This is a genomic window from Veillonella sp. HPA0037 (assembly GCF_000411535.1).
Taxonomy (GTDB): Bacteria; Bacillota; Negativicutes; order Veillonellales; family Veillonellaceae; genus Veillonella; species Veillonella atypica.
In genome coordinates, this window is sequence record NZ_KE150483.1 from 2,005,222 (window position 1) to 2,023,655 (window position 18,434).

Genomic DNA, 18,434 nt, shown 5'->3' on the forward strand with positions numbered 1-18,434 from the left:
GAGGTGCCTACTATGAATGGTGAAGATATTTTTAAGAGCATTGTAAGCGGCGAAGATCAATCTATCTTAGGCGATGTAGCCAGGGCTGGGTTATCACTTCTTAGTAAGGGATATAAAAAAGCTGTTACTATGCGTAACGCAAAGTTTGATGTAAATAAAGGTGTTGTAAAAGTATCGGTACCTGTAATTAGTGTTGGTAATATAACAGCTGGTGGAACTGGTAAAACTCCAATGGTTAGACTTATCTGTGATATTTTAGGACAGAAAGGCTTTCATCCAACTGTATTGAGTCGTGGTTATAGAGCTAAAGATAATAGTCAAAATACAATTATTTCCAAGCATGGATCTATTTTAGTAGAGCCAGAGGAAAGTGGAGATGAGGCTTGGCTATTAGCGAAAGTGCTACCAAAATCTAGTGTGATTATTGGTCGTAATCGTATAGAATCGGCACGTATAGCAATTGAAGAGTTAGGTGCTGATTATCTTGTAATGGATGATGGTTTTCAACATCGAGCGTTGCATCGAGATAAGGATATCGTATTAATCGATGCATCGAATCCTTTTGGCTATGAACATGTATTGCCAAGAGGATTATTACGTGAGCCTATGGAGGGCCTTGCACGAGCTGATATTATTGTGCTTACAAAAGTAGATCAAGTTGATCCAGGATTGGTTGCAGCACTTAGAAAACGATTAGCTCGGATGGCGCCACAAAAGCCTGTTTATGAGACCATTCATAAACCACGTGCAGTCTATACACTTGAGGCATGGGCTAATGGTGATGAAGGACATCCTATTGGTACTGATGTCGATTTACCTATTATGGCCGTAAGTGGTATCGGTAATCCTAAATCCTTTACGAAGACGCTGGAAGGCTGTGGCTACGACGTAGTACATACAATGGGTTTTGGTGATCATCATGATTTTTCGGATGATGATGTGGTAGAAATTTGGAAGCAAGCTTTTGCTCATCAAGCTAAGGCGATTATGATTACTGAAAAAGATGCTGTTAAATTAAGTCAGTTGCATACAATTGAAGACTTGAAAATACCGATTCTAGTGCTATCCATAGGTATTGAATTCATCTCTGGAAAACAAGAATTCATAGAAAATTTAGAGATTTAGTGTATAATAATAAGATACGCAAATAAAAGAAATGGGGTTTTATTGTGAATATTGGTTGTGTGATTCCAGCTCGATTTGGTTCCACGAGATTGCCAGGAAAACCTTTGGCAGATATCGCGGGTAAACCTATGATTCAACGCGTTTATGAACGTGTTACACAGGCGAAGAGACCACAAGTTGTTATTGTGGCTACTGATGATCAACGCGTATATGATGCGGTTAAATCTTTTGGTGGTACGGTTGTTATGACTGATGCCAATCATCCGACTGGAACTGACCGATTAGCTGAAGTAGCACAACAATATACCGACCTAGATGTTATCATCAATGTACAAGGTGATGAACCTATGATTGATGCGCATTTAATCGATCAGTTAGGAGAACTTTTTGAAGATGATGCACATCTACAAATGGCTACAGTAGCAACCCCTTTATTAAAAGAAGAGTATGATGAACCTTCTGCGGTGAAGGTTATCCTTAATAAACGAAATGATGCGATGTATTTTTCCCGCTCCTTAATTCCCTATCCACGTCATGATTTTGTTAATGCTCCTTTAAAGCATATTGGCATTTATGCATATCGCCGTCAATTTTTATTAGACTATGCAAAGATGGAGCCTACTGCAGCAGAGCAAACAGAGTCGTTAGAGCAATTGAGAGCGTTAGAAAATGGATTTTCCATTCGCGTCATTACTACAGATAAACGATTTGTTGGTGTTGATACACCAGAAGACTTAGCTCGTGTAAATGAAATATTCGAGCAAGAGGAGAAATAAATGAAAACAGTAAACGTTGGTAATATGACAATTGGTGGCGGTAAAGGGCTGTTTGTATTAGCAGGCCCATGCGTAATCGAAGATTACGACCGCACATTGGCAATTGGCAAAGAGGCTAAAGCAATTTGTGAACGCCTAGGCATTCCTTATGTATTTAAGGCTTCTTTTGATAAAGCTAATCGCTCTAGCTTCAATTCTTTCCGTGGTCCAGGCCTAGAAGAAGGTCTAAAAATTTTAGCGTCCATCAAAAAAGAATTGAATGTACCAGTTGTTAGCGACATCCATTCTATTGAACAAATTGAACCAGCAGCAGAAGTATTGGATATTCTTCAAATTCCTGCATTCTTATGTCGTCAAACTGACCTAGTTTACGGTGCTGCTAAAACGGGCAAATGCGTAAATGTAAAAAAAGGTCAATTCATGGCTCCAAAAGATATGGAGAATGTTCTTAATAAAATGAAAGAATCGGGCAATGAAAATCTCATGCTTACAGAACGTGGTTTTAGCTTTGGCTATAATAATCTCGTTGTAGATATGAGATCATTCCCTATTATGCGTTCCTTTGATTATCCAGTAATTTTTGATGCTACTCATAGTGTGCAATTACCAGGTGGGGCTGGTACAAAATCCAGTGGTAATCGAGAATTTGTGCCAAATTTGGCACGTGCCGCTGTTGCTAGTGGTGTAGATGGTTTATTCTTTGAAGTACATGATAATCCTGAAGAAGCGCTTTCCGATGGTCCAAACATGGTATATTTAAATCAATTCGAAGACTTATTAAAAGACTTAGTAGCTATTGATAAAATCGTTAAACGATAAGGGGCGATAGTATTGGATATTTTAGAACAGGCCGCTCAAGTGCTTCATGAGGAAGCACAAGCGATAGAACAGTTAATAACAACATTAGATCAAAGTTTTGTAAATGCTGTTAACATGATTCTTGCATGTAAAGGTCGTGTTGTATGTACTGGCATGGGTAAATCTGGACACATTGGTCGTAAGATTGCTGCTACATTAGCGAGTACAGGTACACCAGCATTATTTATGCACCCAGGGGAAGGTGTTCATGGCGATCTAGGTATGATTACTGAAGATGATGTGGTACTTGCCTTTTCTAATAGTGGGGAAACAGGTGAAATCATTGGTATTTTGCCTTCATTGCGCCGCATAGGTGCTAAATTGATTTGCGTTGTAGGAAAACCTGAATCTACATTGGCTAAAAATTCCGATGTTGTATTATTGGCGCAAGTTGAACGCGAAGCATGTCCGTTAGGATTGGCACCAACTACAAGTACAACAGTAGCATTGGCCTTGGGCGATGCTTTGGCGGTATGTTTACTAGAGCGTCATCATTTTACGCCGGAAAACTTCGCTGTTTTCCATCCAGGTGGCTCACTTGGAAGACGGTTATTGTTGACTGTTGAAAATATTATGCATGGTGGTGAAGATAATCCAGTTGTACACAAAGGGGCAACCGTTCGTGATGCTTTGTTTGTCATGACAGAAAAAGGACTTGGTGCCACTAGCGTTATCGATGAAGATGGTCATTTAATCGGCCTTGTAACTGATGGTGATGTGCGTCGCGGTCTTGATTCTGGTAGCAACTTCTTAGAGTGGCCAGTTGAAGATATGATGACGAATATGCCACGTACTATTACAAAGGATAAATTGGCTGCTGAAGCACTTCATGTAATGGAAAAAAATCAACCTCGTCCTATTACAGTACTACCTGTAGTAGATGAAGAAGGCCATGCAATGGGGATTGTTCATATTACAGACTTACTTCGTCGAGGCATCGTGTAATGAATATTAAGTGGATTATCCTCGATGTTGATGGTGTATTAACAGATGGAAAATTAATCTATACATCGAGTGGTGAAGAAATAAAGGCCTTCTCTGCAAGAGACGGATTAGGTCTAGCTGCTGCTCATAAAGCAGGGATTTCACTAGGCATTATAACGGCTCGCACATCGCCTATGGTGGAACGGCGTGCTAAGGAATTAAAATTTGATGCTTTATTGATGGGGCATGCTAATAAAACGGAGGCTCTACGTTCTCTATGTGAAAGCCATCATATTGAGTTGGCGCATATAGCTTATATGGGTGATGATTTAAATGACCTAGGGGCTTTATCTCTCGTAGGCTTGCCGATGGCTCCTCAAGATGCGGCGGCTGAGGTTAAGGAATTGGCTCAATTTGTATCAAATCACAATGGTGGATCTGGTGCCGTGCGAGATGCTGTTGAATATATTTTAAAAGCTCAAAACATGTGGGATTCAGTCGTAAAAGACTATGCTATGGAGGCTCATAACCATGGTCAATAAAGGAGGTGAGCAGAATGAATAATGAATGGCAATACCATGTCGTTAAGGGAATCAGTTGGCTTGTATGTCGACTGCCGTATAAGCTCATTTTGCTCATAGGTGCTAGCTTAGGACCCCTGTATGGAGTTATTGCAAAAAAGCAAAAGCTAAGAGGCATTAAAAATATAAAAATTGGCATGAATATGAATGACGAACAGGCAGAGGCTTTAATTGAAAAGCTATTCAAAAACCTAGGTCGAAGCGTTATGGAAATTCTGTATATGCCGAATTTGACTAAGAAATTTATTAATGAGCATATCGAAATGCGCGGTGTAGAGCATTTGGATAATGCTATTAAAGAAGATAAAGGCGTCATTGTTCTTACTGGGCATGTAGGCAACTGGGAATGGATGGGGGCTGCGTTAGCTGCACATGGTTATCCATCTACAACTATTGTAAAAAAACAACCTAATGCACAATTTACACGCTTTATGAATGAATATCGTGAAATGGTTGGCCTCGATGTGTTTGCCAGCGGTGGTAATGAAATAGTTTCTGCTGCAAAAGCATTGAAAAAGAAGAAATTGTTGGGCTTTTTGGCCGATCAAGATGGATATATTCACGGGTTACCGGTGCCATTTTTAGGGCAACCTTCTTCTGCTGTTGTAGGACCGGCTACATTTGCTAAAAAATTCGGTTCTCCTGTAGTACCAATTTTTACATCTAGAAAGCCTGAAGGCGGACATATTGTTCATATCTTGCCACCATTACATTACAATAATAGTGGCGATGATGATGTAGATATGTATACGTTGACAGAAGAGTGTGTACGCGTAACAGAAGACTTTATTCGTGAACATCCTGATGAGTGGATTTGGTTCCAACATCGATGGATGACTAAGATGAGCGAAATCGTTGATTATGATAAGAAACTAGAGATTCGGGAGAGAGCACATGAAAAACAATAAAAAATTAATCGCTATTGTCGTGGCTATCGTCATTGCTCTAGTTGGTCTAATCGCGTTCATTTTGCACGACTCTGGAGACTCTTCTTCTAAAGGGGCTAATAATGGGCAACTGGTGAATTTCCAAGGTGCCGAGCTTCAAGAAGAGAAGGATGGTAAGTTGGTATGGGCCCTATCTGCAGAGAAAATCGAGTATGACCCTCGTTCAAAATCGATTGTACTCACTAATTTAAAGGGTCTTTTCTATCAAGATGATGTGACAACAACGATTACGGCACCTCATGCTGTATTGTCTGGCGATCATAGTTCCCTTGATATTGATGGTGGTGTAACAGCTACCAATACGGAAGGGGCTAATTTTAAGACCGATGCATTACATTTTGATAACAAAACTAAAATGCTTACATCAAAAACGGCTTTCACTTATGATTCAAAAGATATTACCTTAACTGGTGATAAGTTAGAAGGTAATATGTCGTTGAAACAAATCAAAGCGATTGGTCATGCTAAATTGACGAAAAAGTAAAGTTGAGGAATTGCGATGAATAAGAAAAAATATATGGGATTAGCTGTAATCTCAGCAATGATGATGCTATCTGTTACTGCTTGGGCTGCCAATGAAGGTCCGTTGACCATTAGTGCGGATACATTATCCTATGATGGTAATACAGGTCGTGCAGAGGCATCTGGTAATGTAGTAATTACACAACAAGATAAAACGATGACTGGTGCGAATGGATGGTACAATACTAAAACTCGTGAAGCATCCCTAGAAGGTGGCGTTTCTATGATTGGTGATAATATGTCCATGTCAGCACAATCTGTACATAGTGTAAATGATAACCAGTTCAGTGCAGAGGGGGATGTTCATTTGCAACGGGATGATCGCCAAATCTTTGGTGACTCTGTTGAGTACAACTCTGATACTGAATATGGTAAGGTAGTGGGAAATGCTAAATTAATTGCAGAAGGCACTACATTGACAGGTAACCAAGTAGAAGGTTGGTTGAAAGAAATTCGCGCCGTTGCACAAGGTGGTGTAACATTTAATAATCCAGATAAAAATGTATCTGGTTCGGCAGATCGTGCTACATATACGCAAACGCCTAATCAAAATGATGGGGTTGTATTGCTTACTGGCTCAGCACATGCAGTACAAAATGGCAATGTGTTGAATGCGCCTGAGTTAAAATTATACTTGAAGGATAACTCTGCGGAAACATTAGGCGGACGTAGTACATTAGTTATCACACCGAACTAGTAAGGATTAATGTATGTATATAGAAACTAAGAACCTAGTCAAAACATTTAATGGTCGGAATGTAGTAGATGGTGTAAGTCTTCATGTTGAAAAAGGACAAGTCGTGGGGCTATTGGGGCCTAATGGGGCTGGTAAGACTACATCGTTCTACATGATTGTAGGCATTGAAAAACCGACGACAGGTATTATTACAGTTGATGGTAAGGATATCACGATGTTACCGATGTATAAGCGGGCAGCGGAAGGCATTGGTTATTTACCCCAAGAGGCATCGATTTTTAGATCTATGACTGTTGAGGAAAATATTCGTGCCATGTTGGAAACAACAAATAAAAATCGTGATGAAATCGATCAAATTGTAAACTCTCTTATTGATGAATTTAATATTGGTCATGTGCGAGATCGTAAGGGGATGCAACTATCCGGTGGTGAACGGCGGCGTGTAGAGATTGCTCGCTGTTTGGCTTTAGAACCGAACTTTATCTTATTGGATGAACCATTTGCCGGCGTAGACCCAATTGCAGTTGCCGATATTCAACAAATTATTTTACAGGTAAAAAATAGAGGAATCGGCATTCTTATTACAGACCATAATGTGCGAGAAACATTAGGCATTGTTGATAAGGCATATATTCTAAGCACAGGTAAAATCCTATTGGAAGGTACACCTGATGAAATTGCCAATAATCCAATCGCTCGTGAACATTATTTAGGTAACAATTTTAAATTATAGGAGGGACCATGCGCTTATTAGATAAATATATTTTAAAAGCCTTTGTAGGTCCATTCCTATTTGGGGTATTTGCTTTTACCAGTATTTTCATTGGTACAGGTACGTTATTCCGCATTGCTCAATATATAACAGAATATGGTGCTCCTCTACTACTCGTTATGAAAGCTTTCTTTTTAGCTATGCCAAGCATTATTTTATTGACATTCCCTATGTCTGTATTGCTTGGTTCACTGATGGCATTCAGCAGACTAAGTAGTACTAGTGAAATCGTAGTTATGAGGGCTGGTGGCCTAAGTTTCTTACGACTTGCAATGCCTGTATATATTTTAGCGTTGCTTATTTCTATTGGTGCCGTAGCATTTAATGAATTTGTCGTACCACGTACAAACAATATGTATCAAACAATTGTGCGCGAAGAAATTATGAAGAATGCATCGCCACAAACGCAAAATCATATCGTGCTAAAATCTATGAATGGTGACAATCTTAGTACCTTGATGTATGCTAAACACTATGATAGTGAAAGTAAAAAATTAAGCATGATTACGGTGCAACAATTCAATGATAAAGGTGAACTACAACAGGTAGAAAATGCGGAAAATGCTGAATGGAATGGCCAAGTATGGGTCATGCATAGCGGTATAATCTATGACGTATCTGCCGGTGAAGGTGTAGAGCGGACAATGAAGTTTAAAGAACAAGTATTGCCAATTAAATCTTCACCAAATGAAGTACAACAAGATCAACGTAAACCAGAAGAATTGACGATTAAAGAATTGCGTCATCAAATTAAAGCATATAAAGCTGCATATACAAATTCTAATAAACTAGAAATGGAAATGTATCAACGTTTTACCATTCCGTTGGCAAGCTTTGTATTTGCCTTAGTAGGCGCACCGTTGGGCTTACAAAAACAACGGTCTAGTTCGTCTATCGGATTTGGTATCAGTATTTTAATCATCTTTATTTACTATGGTGTCATGACCTTTGCCGGAGCTCTTGGTAAGGGTGGTGCATTACCAACGTGGATGGCCGCAATGATTCCTGATACATTAGGTATCATTGCCGGATTATATTTAAATTGGCGTGTTTCGCGCTAATAGATAGTATGTTGGATTACAATTAATTTTGAAAGGAGGGACGCCATGCTTGTAGGATTAAAGATTCTCGTTATCATTGCTATCATGGGCGGGCTTATTGCCTATATGGGTGATAAACTAGGAACAAAGGTCGGTAAGCGTAGAATGTCCCTCTTTGGATTGCGTCCTAAGCATACATCGATTATTGTAACGATTGTAACAGGTCTACTCGTTGCAGCCGCAACGGTTGGCGTTCTTACAATTACATCGCAAAGTGTACGTACTGCTCTCTTTGGGATGGATCAATTGCGGGCAGATATGAATCAGCTAACAGCAGAGGTAGCTGCTAAAAATGCTGAATTAGAACGAGGTAAAGCCCTATTGGAAGCTAATAAAAAAGAATTAGCAGATCGTATGGCTGAGATTGAAACAATTCGCAAAGAGGTTGAACAAAGCCGTCAAGAATTAGCTGATGCAGAGGCTGCAAAGGTTGCTACAGAGGCAGAATTATCTGCATTACAAGCCTCCTATGATGAGGCCTCTAAAAAATTAGCTGCCTTGGAAGCTACACGGGCTAGTATGGAAAAACATATTGCGGACTTACAGAAAACACAAGAAGAGTTAAAAACTGGGATTATTCATCTTAGAGAAGGCACGATTTTATTCCAAGTAGACCAATTATTAGCACAGGCAGTAGTGCGTAATGGGTTATCCCCTAATGAAGCACGTGATGCAGTTAATAGTATTGTGGAAGATACAAATAAACTCGTTCTTCGTCGCTTAGGTGTTGAAGATCATGGTGAATCTGTTGTATATGTAGACCGTCAAAATATAGAGGTTGCCATTTCTAAAATTGAAGAATCCAAAACGCCTATGGTTATTCAAGTGGTGGCAGCTGGTAATATCATTGCTGGTGAACCAGCAGTTGCGACGATTCACGTGTATCCACAACAATTTATTTATAAATCAGGTGACGTGATTGCTACGTCTGTTATCGATGGTGGTAGTAATGCTCAAGTCAATATGCTTCGTTTCTTGAAACAAGTCAATGAAGAGGCTAAGTCTAAAGGAGTTATACCAGATTCCTTGTCCGGTGATATTGGTACAATACCTGGAGATGAATTATTTTCCGCGATACGTCGCATTAGCATGCTACATGGCAAGGTATATGTAGAGGCCTATGCCGATGGTGATACATATTCATCTGGCCCTGTACACATTAAATTGCGTATTACACAGATGACAGATACGGGTAAACTTATAAAATCAAATTAGTTTCTATATAAATGGCCTATGTATTAAGATTTAATACATAGGTCTTTTATTTTGTGATAAAATATAACTATTGTATTGAGGAATGAGGAAAATAGTATGAATAATATATCGTATATAGCCGCTGTTGATCCGGGGAATGAAAAGACCGGCGTAGCTATTCTTTCACAAGCAGGTGAGCTAATATATCAAACCATTGTAGAAACTAAGACATTTAATGGTTCCTTTGAAAGTATATTAAGTACTTATCTTGGTGTACATCATATCGTATGTGGTAATGGTACCAATCATAAGCATTTGTATCCATCTATACAACAAATTGGGCGCAATCATAAAATTACGACGAGTTTGATTGATGAATCCCATAGCACAGAAGAGGCTCGGAAATTATATTGGCAATATAATCCGCCTACCGGTTGGCGTAGATTCGTACCAAAAGGCATGCAATTTCCACCTGAACCAGTAGATGACTTAACAGCCTATGTCATTGGTAAGCGATATACTAAACAATTGAAGGAAGAGGATTATAATAAACTTCAAGACTGTAAAGTAGAAGAGGATTTAGAAGCTAAACGTTTAGCGGCAATTAAAAAATTATATAATGAAGGAGATGCACATGAGTAATGTGATAAAAAAGATACATTGGTCCAGTATACTACTGCGATGTATTTGGATGATTATAGGGGCCCTGATTTATACGGTGGGCCTAGATCTATTTTTAGTGCCAAATAATATCATCGATGGTGGCGTTGTTGGTATATCTTTGATGACAGCTGAACTTACGGGGATATCGTTTAGTATATTTGTAGTATTAATTAATATTCCATTCTTGTATATTGGCTATCGCATTAATGGCAAGGTATTCACCATATCTACATTGTTTTCTATCGTTTGGATGGCTATATTTTCATCCTTTGCCCATGAATTTACTCCGATTACAACCAATCCTTTTTTAGGCGCCATTTTTGGTGGTATCATACTTGGTATTGGCGTAGGCCTTATTATACGTAATGGGGGCTGCTTAGATGGGTCGGAAATCGTAGCTATTATTTTTGATAAACGAACTACATTTTCTGTAGGCGAGATTGTAATGGCCATGAATTTAGTCATCTTAGGGGCTGCCGGATTTGTATATAGTTGGGATAGTGCTATGTATTCCTTAGTAGCCTATTTTATCGCCTATAAAATGATCGATATTACAATTACAGGCCTTGAGGAATCAAAGGGTGTTATGATTATTACTGATGCAGAGAATTCAGAGAAAATTGCGGATACATTAAATGCAAAACTAAATCGAGGCGTTACCATATTATATGGTGAAGGTGGTTATTTGAAAACACCTAAGCATGCATTGTATTCAGTTGTAACTCGTTTAGAGATTACGCGTTTGAAGGATGCTGTATATGAAGTGGATCCATCAGCATTTATAACCATTCAAGATGTACACGATGTATTTGGTGGACGTTTTACTAAGAGTGGACATTAAGGGGGCTCTAATGAATAATAAATTTGTAAAAGAAACATTAGATTGGATATATGCCATTGTATTGGCGCTAGTTATTGCAATGGTCATTCATATTTTTATCGTACAACCAACACGGGTATCCGGTGAATCCATGGAGGATACGTTACATAATGGTCAATATTTAATTGTTACCAAGTGGCAACATATTATGCGTGATGTACCTGATTATGGTCAAATCGTTATCATTGATAGTCGAGTGAACCGTGAACGTACATGGACGGATGATGTGAAAGAACCATTGATGAACTATGTTAGTGTTATCGATAAATCTGCTCAAACAAATGATGTGTGGGTAAAACGCGTGATTGGTAGACCTGGTGATACATTGGAGTTTAAAGATGGTCACGTATGGCGTAATGGAGAAGAGTTACAAGAACCTTATACAAAAGATCCGACAATGAACTATAGCCGTTCTACACCTGTTGTAGTACCTGAAGGACATATTTTTGTAATGGGGGATAATCGAAATCACTCGAGTGATAGTCGATTCATCGGACCTGTACCTGTAGATCATGTATTAGGTTTTGTAGAATATGCCCTATAACAGATAATAAAAATATATAGAAATCTAAGGCCTTAAGTGTTACAGCTCAATACTATAATGCTTGCAATCTATCTCTTTTATACATATAACAATGAATGATTTATATAATCAATATCATTTACAATGATATTGAAAATTGATATTATTTTTATGTTATGTGAATTTTTTATAGAGAGGTTTAGATGATGAATAAGAAAAATCTATCTTTAGCAGTTGCCGCATTATCTGTTGTGGGCGTAACGACAGCCTTTGCTGCCAATCCTTTTTCTGATGTAACACCTGATAGCTGGGCCTATCAATCCGTATCGCAATTAGCTAGTGCTGGCATCATTAATGGATATCCAGATGGTACGTTTAAGGGCCAAAAGGATATTACCCGTTTTGAAATGGCTCAAATGGTTGCTAAAGCGATGGCAAACCAAGATCGTGCTAATGCAGAGCAACAAGCGATGATTAATCGCTTAGCTGATGAATTCTCTAATGAATTGTCTAATTTGGGTGTACGCGTAGCCGCCTTAGAGGACCGTGTAGGGAATGTTAAGTTTACTGGGGATGCTCGTATTAACTATGTTGAAAAGGAAGGAATTGATAATCTAGATTCGGAAGGTAAATTTGCAGCTCGTGTACGTTTGAATATGGATGCTAAAGTTAATAAGAATACATCTGTGAAAGCGCGATTAACGACAGGATCTATTGAACTTGGTGATGCAGCAAAAGATCATACTATGTCTTTTGATCTAGCTTATGTGGAGCACAAATTTGGCAAGAATCATATGGTAGATATTGGTCGCTATACACAAAGCTTTGGTGATGGTTTAATTTATTCTAGTAACTTTGATGGTATTGGGTATACAACACAAGTTGGAAAAGTAAAAGTAAATGCCGCTTATGGTTACCCAACACTAGGTCGATTTAGTAAGGCCTCTAAAGATAATAATACTGAAATGGCGCTTATTAACCTTAGTGCACCAGTAAATAAACACTTAAATGTAGGTGGTATGTTTGCTCATGTAGGTACTACTAACGTTAAAATGGGTAATGGCAAAACTATTAATGATTTTAACAATGTATATGGTTTTAATGCACAATACAATAGTGGCAAATTCGCAACTAATGCTGAGTGGGTGACTGCAACAGGTCTTAACAATAGTGATGTATGGAACGTAGGCGTTAAATGGGGCGACTACAAAATCACTAAGAAAAACTCCTGGCGTGTAGCTCTTGATTATTACAATCAAGAAAAGAATGCTCCTGTATTCAAAACACAAAAATATGAAGGTAATGACTTATATGGTAAGACTCGCCATGAAGGCTATAAAGCATGGCAGCTTAGTGCGTCCTATGCACCAGAAAAAAATGTAGGTATTACAACATATTATGGCTTCCATGCCAAAACACAAGAAAGCCATAAGGTAAATGATTACTATCGTGCAGACTTGTTATTTAAATTCTAATTAATGCTTATGAAATAAGATCTATCAGAGATGATAGGTCTTATTTTTTATTATAATTGATTAATTGAAAATATATTTATTAGTTTTACATATTAATTGGCATAGTATAATAGCTTAAAATACATTATTTTATACTTAAATAAAATGAAATTTTGTAAAATTTAATTTTGATAAATATAGATAAATACTGATTTTATTGTATAAAATTATTTCATGAAAGAAATTTCATCATATTTAATTGCATAAAATTCTTTACAAATTTGTTGACAGGATGTATATTGACATCACAGAAAGACAACACACCCAGTTGTGGTGATATACAAGAACAGAAGATGAGGAAACGTGGATACTCATCAGGATGTTCTTATATAGATCATAACTAGATGTACGGTCTTCTGATAATATATATTTTTTTCTAAATTTGTTAGTCAAAAAGACTATATCAGAAAGAAGGAATCTATTATGAAAAAACAATTCGCAGCAGTATTTGCAGCAACAGCTCTTTTAGGTGTAACAAGCGCATTCGCAGCTAACCCATTCTCCGATGTAACTCCTGATTCTTGGGCATACCAAGCTGTATCTCAATTAGCAGCAGCTGGCATCGTTAATGGTTACCCAGATGGTACTTTCAAAGGTCAAAACGATATCACTCGTTACGAAATGGCTCAAATGGTAGCTAAAGCAATGGCTAACCAAGATAAAGCTAATGCAGAACAACAAGCAATGATTAATCGTTTGGCAGATGAATTCTCCAATGAATTGAACAACTTGGGCGTACGCGTTTCTAAATTGGAAGACCGTGTAGGTAATGTAAAAGTTACTGGTGATGCTCGTATCCGTTATCAAGGCTCTGAAGACAAAGGCGTTTACAAAGATGGTAGCAAATCCTTAACTGATGGCCGTGCTCGCGTTCAATTCAATGCAAAAGTAAATGATAAAACTGATGCAGTAGTTCGTGTTAAAGGTGGCTATGAATTCGGTGATGCTTCCAATGGTACAACTGCTAAAATTGACCGTGCGTATGTAGATCACAGATTTGGTCAAAACGTATCCGCTAAGGCTGGTCGTTTCAACCAAACAATTGGTGGCGGTTTAATGTACGATGATACATTCGACGGTGCTCAATTAAACGTTGGTAACGATAAAATCCAAGTACAAGGTGCTTATGGTTACATGATGGAAGGCGCTGCAGAAGGCAATGCTAAATCTGATAACCCATCTGTATCTTATGTAGGTGTTAAAGGCAAAATCGGTCAAGAATCCTCCGTTGGTGGTTTCTACTCCAGATTGTCTAGCGGCAATTTAAAACATAATGGTGTAGCAACTCCAAATGATCATCAAAACGTATACGGCTTCAATGCGGACTTCCGCAAAGATAAAGTATGGGTTGGCGGTGAATGGTTGAAAGCTTCTGACGTAGCTAATTCTCAAGCTTGGACAGCTGGTGTAGGTTATGGTAACTACGACATCGCTAAGAAAGGTACTTGGGATGTGAAAGGTCAATACTTCAACCAAAAAGCTAATGCACCAATCGTAAGCTCCACTTGGGATCAAGCATATGACTTAACTAATACAAATAACGGTTATAAAGGTTATGTAGCAACAGTTGATTATGCTGTACAAGATAACGTAGGCTTAAGCGCTGGTTATGGTTTCAACTCTAAAGACCAAAGCGGTAAAGACTTATCCGATTTCTATCGTGCAGAACTTAACTACAAATTCTAATTGATAATCAAATAACACTATTATGAAAACCATCTCTTAATAACATATAATAGTATATATAAAGGAGTCCTCCTTAGAGGGCTCCTTTTTGTATATGAAAATGGTTACATGCAATATGTAGTATGAGTATAAAATGACTCAAACATGAAGCTATATTAATAAATAGAAATAATTGAAATGTATTTAATAAGTAAGAATTAATAATAATGATGAGAATAAATATCATTATAAGAAAAAATGGATAAATTTGTATAAAATTTTGATTTTTTTGAGTTGTAATAAAATTAGATAAAATCTAACTTTTCCAAGATTTTAAAAAATAAATTTTTTTAAATGAGAATATAAATGAGAAAAAAGGGTTTACATCAAAATTTCTTCGTGCTAATATCATGGCAACAAGAGGCGGTAAGCAAAACATACTGAAATCTCGATGAAGAATTATGGTGAGGAAACGTGGACACTCCCAAGAGAATTCTAAATCTTGAAATTAGAATGAATTGTGAATCGCAACTTGTGAAAACAATTTTATTCTTATTTTTCAGAAAGAAGGAATTCAACTATGAAAAAACAATTCGCAGCAATCTTCGCAGCAACAGCAGTTTTGGGTGTAACTACTGCATTCGCAGCTAACCCATTCTCCGATGTAACTCCTGATTCTTGGGCATACCAAGCAGTTTCTCAATTAGCAGCTGCTGGTATCGTTAACGGTTATCCAGATGGCACTTTCAAAGGCCAAAACGATATCACTCGTTACGAAATGGCTCAAATGGTAGCTAAAGCTATGGCTAACCAAGACCGCGCTAACGCTGAACAACAAGCTATGATCAACCGTTTGGCTGATGAATTCTCCAACGAATTGAACAACTTGGGCGTTCGTGTAGCTCGTTTGGAAGACCGCGTTGGTAACGTAAAAGTAACTGGCGATATGCGTATTAAATGGGAAGACCAAGAACATGCTTCCTCCGATACTAACGGTCGTGCTCGTATCCAATTCAATGCAAAAGTAAACGATCGCACTGAAGCAGTAGCTCGTATCAAAGGTGCTTACACATTTGGTGATGCTAATGGTTCCACTGCAGTTTCCTTGGATCGTGCATATGTAAACCATAAATTTGGCGAACGCGTATCCGCTAAAGCTGGTCGTTTCGGTCAAACATTTGGTTCTGGTTTAGCATATGACTCCACTTTCGATGGTGCTCAATTCAATGCTGGTAACGATAAAGTTGCTTTCCAAGCTGCTTATGGTTACTTGACTTCTTCCAACGTAAAAACTACAGCTGGTGCTTCTGTAGATAAAGATGCTAATGCTGAAGTAGTATACTTGGGCTTAAATGGTAAAGTAGGTAAACACGCTGATGTAGGCGGTTTCTACGCTCGTTTCAACGATAGCAAAGCTTTAGGTGTTAAAGCTGAAGATGGCGGTAGCGCAAACTATAACGTTTACAAAAACGTATATGGCTTCAATGCTAACACTAACTTTGACAAAGTTTGGGTTGGTGGCGAATGGGTAAAAGCTTCTAACGTTAAAGACTCCACAGCTTGGACTGCAGGCATTGGTTTTGGCGACTACAGCATCGCTAAAAAAGGTTCTTGGGACGTTAAAGGTCAATACTTCAACGCTAAAGAAAACGCACCTGTATTCGATTCCACTTGGAACCACAAATACATCCAAAACGCTAAAGGTTGGATGGCTTCCGTTGACTATGCATTACAACCAAACGTTGGCTTGTCCGCATACTACGGCTTCGACTGGAAAACAGCTGACAGCGCTAAAACTGACAAAGCTGACTTCTACCGTGCAGAACTTAACTACAAATTCTAATTTGATAGTTACAAATATAAAAGGGACTCCTTCGGGAGTCTCTTTTTTTGTACCCCTTATAAATGGTATAATAGATAAATACAGTAATTATATAAGGAGGTCTGCTGATGAATCCTTCTTTTTCACATATTCAGATGGTGGCCATCGATTGTGATGAGACATTGTTGCGCAGTGATAATACGGTGTCAGAGTATACTAAGGATGTATTGCATCAATTGCAAGAGAAAGGCATTCGTATCACTATTGCAACGGGGCGCATGTACCAAACGGCAAAGCCTGTTGGCATTTCATTGCAGCTTGGTAATGTGCCGATGATATTATTTTCTGGAGGCCTCATCCAAGAATTAGAATCAGGTCGTAAGCTATTTGAACGGACTGTGCCATTAGATACGGTACAACGGATTTGGAAAATAGCAAGTCAATATGGTTGGCATATTCAGTCATATGTAGATGATCATCTATTGTGTCATCATCAGGATTGGCAATCGGATGTATATGAACGTCAAACAGGGGCTAAAGCTGAATTTTTAGGCGATTCGTTGTATGAACTTTCACGAGAGCCGAATAAATTAATTGCTATAGATACTGTTAAAAACATAGATTCTATCATTGATACATTGACGCCCATTGTAGGTGATACGGCTACGTTAGTGCGGAGCCAAAAGGATTTTTTAGAAATCATTGCACCTCATGTATCCAAGGGCGATGCGTTAGAGCAGTTAGCACAGCAATATGGAATTGGTTTAGAACATATCATTTCCTTTGGCAATGCAGAGAACGATATATCTATGTTATCTAAAACGGGGTACTCAGTAGCCGTTGAAAATGCTGTGGATCATGTAAAATTGGTAGCCTGTGAGGTATGTGGGCATCATAATGAAGACGGCGTAGCTCATTGGATTGAAGAACATTTATTATAATGGAGTAAGGTATGGAAGCATTTCGTTTATTAATCGTAACCGGCATGTCTGGTGCTGGAAAAACACAGGTATTACAGGCATTAGAAGATATGGGCTACCTTTGTGTAGATAATATTCCGCCTGTATTAATTCCAAAACTGAGTGAAATTTGTCGTCAAGGTGGGGTCCGCACCAATCGTGTGGCCCTCGTTGTCGATATTCGTGGCGGTGAATTCTTTGAAGCTTTGTCTGCTTCGTTAGAGACCTTGAATGAGATGAAGGTAGATTATGAAATCGTTTTCATGGATGCTAGTGATGAAACCTTGATTCGTCGTTATAAAGAGTCTCGCCGTAGTCACCCGCTCGCACCAAGTGGTCGTATTACAACAGGCCTAAGAAAAGAACGTCAAATTCTAGATTCTGTGCGTCACAAAGCGGATTATATTATCGATACAACGGATATGAAAACCGCATCCTTAAAGGAATACTTGAAAAAACGCTTTACTCAAGTGGCGGATAAACACGGCATGTCCATAACTGTTGTGAGCTTTGGTTTTAAATACGGCTTGCCATTGGATGCAGATATGATTTGGGATGTTCGTTTCTTGCCAAATCCGTTCTATATTCCAGAATACCGTCATAAAACGGGACGTGTACAGGTTGTTAACGACTATATTCACTCCTTTGACGTAACGGATGAATTTAAAACACACTATTTTAATACCATGGATTTCCTTGTGCCTAATTATGAGAAGGAAGGCAAAGCTCAATTTATTGTAGCCGTTGGCTGTACAGGCGGTATGCACCGCTCTGTTGCCATGGCAGAGGCTTTGTATGCTCATTTATTAGAAAAAGGTTATCGTGTCACGGTGGAACATCGGGATATGATGAAGAATAATGTGGAAGAAGATTTTAATCCACATCAAGCAGATCTAGGGGATTAAAAGGGGA

19 protein-coding genes are annotated in these 18,434 nt (G+C 38.4%); all 19 read left to right on the forward strand.

Translation table 11 applies throughout. The features are described from left to right. Nucleotides 1-12 precede the first annotated feature (12 nt). Nucleotides 13-1,125, forward strand: a complete 1,113-nt coding sequence (gene lpxK / locus HMPREF1477_RS09130) for a tetraacyldisaccharide 4'-kinase (RefSeq protein WP_016476609.1) — start codon at nt 13-15, stop codon at nt 1,123-1,125. Between the two features lie 44 nt (nt 1,126-1,169). After that, the gene (kdsB, locus tag HMPREF1477_RS09135) at nt 1,170-1,901 is read left to right on the forward strand and encodes a 3-deoxy-manno-octulosonate cytidylyltransferase (RefSeq protein ID WP_005381737.1); all 732 of its coding nucleotides are present in this window, start codon (nt 1,170-1,172) and stop codon (nt 1,899-1,901) included. Next, nucleotides 1,902-2,720, forward strand: coding sequence for a 3-deoxy-8-phosphooctulonate synthase (gene kdsA, locus HMPREF1477_RS09140; RefSeq protein ID WP_005376564.1), 819 nt, complete (start codon nt 1,902-1,904; stop codon nt 2,718-2,720). Nucleotides 2,721-2,732: 12 nt separating this feature from the next. Next, nucleotides 2,733-3,704, forward strand: a complete 972-nt coding sequence (locus HMPREF1477_RS09145) for an SIS domain-containing protein (RefSeq protein ID WP_005376628.1) — start codon at nt 2,733-2,735, stop codon at nt 3,702-3,704. Then, nucleotides 3,704-4,225, forward strand: coding sequence for an HAD family hydrolase (locus HMPREF1477_RS09150; protein ID WP_005376638.1), 522 nt, complete (start codon nt 3,704-3,706; stop codon nt 4,223-4,225). Before HMPREF1477_RS09145 ends, HMPREF1477_RS09150 begins: the two co-directional genes overlap by 1 nt. A gap of 14 nt (nt 4,226-4,239) precedes the next feature. Beyond that, complete coding sequence (locus HMPREF1477_RS09155; protein ID WP_016476610.1) at nt 4,240-5,172, forward strand: lysophospholipid acyltransferase family protein; 933 nt, start codon at nt 4,240-4,242, stop codon at nt 5,170-5,172. Beyond that, a complete protein-coding gene (lptC, locus tag HMPREF1477_RS09160; protein ID WP_005376610.1) occupies nt 5,159-5,695 on the forward strand; it encodes an LPS export ABC transporter periplasmic protein LptC in 537 nt (178 codons plus the stop codon). Before HMPREF1477_RS09155 ends, lptC begins: the two co-directional genes overlap by 14 nt. Before the next feature lie 15 nt (nt 5,696-5,710). Continuing rightward, nucleotides 5,711-6,430, forward strand: coding sequence for an LptA/OstA family protein (locus HMPREF1477_RS09165; RefSeq protein ID WP_005376608.1), 720 nt, complete (start codon nt 5,711-5,713; stop codon nt 6,428-6,430). Nucleotides 6,431-6,443: 13 nt separating this feature from the next. After that, nucleotides 6,444-7,163 carry an LPS export ABC transporter ATP-binding protein gene (lptB, locus tag HMPREF1477_RS09170; RefSeq protein ID WP_005376602.1) on the forward strand — a complete coding sequence of 240 codons (720 nt, stop codon included), beginning with the start codon at nt 6,444-6,446 and terminating at the stop codon, nt 7,161-7,163. 8 nt (nt 7,164-7,171) lie between these two features. Next, the gene (locus HMPREF1477_RS09175) at nt 7,172-8,263 is read left to right on the forward strand and encodes an LptF/LptG family permease (RefSeq protein WP_005376634.1); all 1,092 of its coding nucleotides are present in this window, start codon (nt 7,172-7,174) and stop codon (nt 8,261-8,263) included. 45 nt (nt 8,264-8,308) lie between these two features. Then, nucleotides 8,309-9,517: a DUF3084 domain-containing protein gene (locus HMPREF1477_RS09180; protein ID WP_016476611.1), complete on the forward strand. Its 1,209-nt coding sequence runs from the start codon at nt 8,309-8,311 to the stop codon at nt 9,515-9,517. 96 nt (nt 9,518-9,613) lie between these two features. After that, the gene (locus HMPREF1477_RS09185; RefSeq protein ID WP_016476612.1) at nt 9,614-10,138 is read left to right on the forward strand and encodes a hypothetical protein; all 525 of its coding nucleotides are present in this window, start codon (nt 9,614-9,616) and stop codon (nt 10,136-10,138) included. After that, nucleotides 10,131-11,000, forward strand: a complete 870-nt coding sequence (locus HMPREF1477_RS09190) for a YitT family protein (protein WP_016476613.1) — start codon at nt 10,131-10,133, stop codon at nt 10,998-11,000. Before HMPREF1477_RS09185 ends, HMPREF1477_RS09190 begins: the two co-directional genes overlap by 8 nt. 10 nt (nt 11,001-11,010) lie before the next feature. Further along, nucleotides 11,011-11,583 carry a signal peptidase I gene (lepB, locus tag HMPREF1477_RS09195; RefSeq protein WP_005376582.1) on the forward strand — a complete coding sequence of 191 codons (573 nt, stop codon included), beginning with the start codon at nt 11,011-11,013 and terminating at the stop codon, nt 11,581-11,583. 182 nt (nt 11,584-11,765) lie between these two features. Beyond that, nucleotides 11,766-13,037, forward strand: a complete 1,272-nt coding sequence (locus HMPREF1477_RS09200; protein ID WP_038148158.1) for a putative porin — start codon at nt 11,766-11,768, stop codon at nt 13,035-13,037. A gap of 462 nt (nt 13,038-13,499) precedes the next feature. Continuing rightward, complete coding sequence (locus HMPREF1477_RS09205; RefSeq protein ID WP_005383021.1) at nt 13,500-14,762, forward strand: S-layer homology domain-containing protein; 1,263 nt, start codon at nt 13,500-13,502, stop codon at nt 14,760-14,762. A 559-nt stretch (nt 14,763-15,321) separates the two neighbouring features. Then, on the forward strand, nt 15,322-16,584 hold the full coding sequence (locus HMPREF1477_RS09210) for an S-layer homology domain-containing protein (RefSeq protein ID WP_016476615.1): 1,263 nt from the start codon (nt 15,322-15,324) through the stop codon (nt 16,582-16,584). 107 nt (nt 16,585-16,691) lie between these two features. Continuing rightward, nucleotides 16,692-17,504 (forward strand): Cof-type HAD-IIB family hydrolase, encoded by an 813-nt coding sequence (locus HMPREF1477_RS09215; protein ID WP_016476616.1) that lies wholly within the window; start codon nt 16,692-16,694, stop codon nt 17,502-17,504. Nucleotides 17,505-17,515: 11 nt separating this feature from the next. Further along, nucleotides 17,516-18,427 carry an RNase adapter RapZ gene (gene rapZ, locus HMPREF1477_RS09220; protein WP_016476617.1) on the forward strand — a complete coding sequence of 304 codons (912 nt, stop codon included), beginning with the start codon at nt 17,516-17,518 and terminating at the stop codon, nt 18,425-18,427. The last annotated feature ends 7 nt before the right edge of the window (nt 18,428-18,434 follow it).

Coding starts and splice junctions, on each gene's coding strand:
- HMPREF1477_RS09175 (WP_005376634.1), top strand. CDS start 7,172: ATGCGCTTATTAGATAAATATATTTTAAAAGCCTTTGTAGGTCCATTC.
- HMPREF1477_RS09165 (WP_005376608.1), top strand. CDS start 5,711: ATGAATAAGAAAAAATATATGGGATTAGCTGTAATCTCAGCAATGATG.
- HMPREF1477_RS09215 (WP_016476616.1), top strand. CDS start 16,692: ATGAATCCTTCTTTTTCACATATTCAGATGGTGGCCATCGATTGTGAT.
- HMPREF1477_RS09185 (WP_016476612.1), top strand. CDS start 9,614: ATGAATAATATATCGTATATAGCCGCTGTTGATCCGGGGAATGAAAAG.
- HMPREF1477_RS09150 (WP_005376638.1), top strand. CDS start 3,704: ATGAATATTAAGTGGATTATCCTCGATGTTGATGGTGTATTAACAGAT.
- HMPREF1477_RS09210 (WP_016476615.1), top strand. CDS start 15,322: ATGAAAAAACAATTCGCAGCAATCTTCGCAGCAACAGCAGTTTTGGGT.
- HMPREF1477_RS09205 (WP_005383021.1), top strand. CDS start 13,500: ATGAAAAAACAATTCGCAGCAGTATTTGCAGCAACAGCTCTTTTAGGT.
- rapZ (WP_016476617.1), top strand. CDS start 17,516: ATGGAAGCATTTCGTTTATTAATCGTAACCGGCATGTCTGGTGCTGGA.
- HMPREF1477_RS09190 (WP_016476613.1), top strand. CDS start 10,131: ATGAGTAATGTGATAAAAAAGATACATTGGTCCAGTATACTACTGCGA.
- HMPREF1477_RS09155 (WP_016476610.1), top strand. CDS start 4,240: ATGAATAATGAATGGCAATACCATGTCGTTAAGGGAATCAGTTGGCTT.
- HMPREF1477_RS09200 (WP_038148158.1), top strand. CDS start 11,766: ATGATGAATAAGAAAAATCTATCTTTAGCAGTTGCCGCATTATCTGTT.
- lptC (WP_005376610.1), top strand. CDS start 5,159: ATGAAAAACAATAAAAAATTAATCGCTATTGTCGTGGCTATCGTCATT.
- kdsA (WP_005376564.1), top strand. CDS start 1,902: ATGAAAACAGTAAACGTTGGTAATATGACAATTGGTGGCGGTAAAGGG.
- lpxK (WP_016476609.1), top strand. CDS start 13: ATGAATGGTGAAGATATTTTTAAGAGCATTGTAAGCGGCGAAGATCAA.
- lepB (WP_005376582.1), top strand. CDS start 11,011: ATGAATAATAAATTTGTAAAAGAAACATTAGATTGGATATATGCCATT.
- HMPREF1477_RS09180 (WP_016476611.1), top strand. CDS start 8,309: ATGCTTGTAGGATTAAAGATTCTCGTTATCATTGCTATCATGGGCGGG.
- lptB (WP_005376602.1), top strand. CDS start 6,444: ATGTATATAGAAACTAAGAACCTAGTCAAAACATTTAATGGTCGGAAT.